The organism is Streptomyces sp. FH025 (assembly GCF_017427025.1).
In the GTDB taxonomy this organism is placed as follows: Bacteria; Actinomycetota; Actinomycetes; order Streptomycetales; family Streptomycetaceae; genus Kitasatospora.
Genome location: NZ_JAFLNG010001153.1, coordinates 1 through 1,368 on the forward strand (window position 1 = coordinate 1; position 1,368 = coordinate 1,368).

Consider the following 1,368-nt stretch of genomic DNA (forward strand, 5'->3'; position numbering starts at 1 on the left):
GAGCCCGGCCACCCCAGTAGTGCCGACACGCCCACCACACAAGGGAATCGCCCATGTTCGCACTCTCTCCCTCGCAGGAGATCGTCTGGCTGCACGAGCAGATGCTGCCGGGCAGCCGCGCCTACAACTTCACGGCCGTGCTCGACCTGTGGGGCGCCCTCGACCGCGAGGCGCTGCACACCGGCCTCGCCGCCGTCCTCGACCGGCACCCCGGCCTGCGGCTCGAGCTGGTGGCCCGACCGGAGGGCGTGCCCGGCCAGCGGGTCGCCGAGCACTGCCGGCCGGAGCTGAGGCACAGCGACTTCGCCGCCGAGGACGACCCGGAGGCCGTCTTCCGCGCGCTGCTCGCCGCCGAGGCCGAGGAGCCGCTGGACACCTCCCGCGCCCCGCTGCTGCGCTGGCACCTCGTCCGGCTCGGCGAGGACCACCACCGGCTGATCCACGTCGAGCACCACCTCGTCCACGACGGCCACTCCTTCGCGATCCTGCTGCGCGACCTGTTCACCGTCTACCGCGCCCGCGTCCTGGACCAGCCGTACGAACTGGCCGACGCCCCCTCGTACGAGGAGCACGCCCGCACCGCCGCCGACCCGGACGCCCGCGAGCGCGCCCTCGCCTTCTGGACCCGGGAGCTGGCCGACGCCCCGCGCGAGGTCACCCTGCCCGGGCTGGCCCGGCCGGCCGCCGAGCGCCGCCACCACGGCGGGCAGCTGCGCCAGGCGATCGGCGCCGACCTCGCCGAGCGGCTGCGCGAGCGCAGCCGGGCCGACGGCCACACCCCGTTCAGCACCCTGCTGGCCCTGTTCGGCGAACTGCTGCGCCGGCACAGCGGCCACCACGAGCTGACCATCGGCACCGCCGTCGGCAACCGCCCGGAGGGCTTCGAGGGCACCGTCGGCATGTTCGTCAACACCGTGCCGCTGCACCTGCGCCTCGACCCGGCCGCCCCCGGTACCGAGGCCGTGGACGAGGCGACCGACGTCCTGCTGCGCGCCCTGCCGCACCAGGACCTGCCGGTGCAGGAGCTGACCCGCCGGCTCGGGCTGCACACCGGCGGCGCCGACAACCCGCTGTTCAACGTGATGTTCAGCGCCCACGACGCCCCGCTGCCCGACGTCCAGGCGCCCGGCCTGGAGGTCTCCCTCTACGAGGGCTTCAACACCGGCACCACCCGCTTCGACCTCGACCTGGTGCTGCTGCCCGACGACCGCAGGGTGGTCGGCGAGAAGCACGGCGCCGCCGGGATGACCCTGGTCTGGGACTACGACGCCGACCTCTTCGGCGAGACCGAGGCCGTGCTGCTCTCCGAGCGCCTGCTGGAGCTGCTGCGCGGCTACCTCGACCGGCCCGAGGCGCCGCTGGCCGAGC

General features: G+C 74.7%; 1 protein-coding gene. It reads left to right on the forward strand.

The window, feature by feature from the left end; translation table 11 throughout:
* Positions 1 to 53 precede the first annotated feature (53 nt).
* A partial coding sequence (locus tag J0670_RS38075; protein WP_243438097.1) for a condensation domain-containing protein occupies positions 54 to 1,368 on the forward strand: 1,315 nt, incomplete at its 3' end.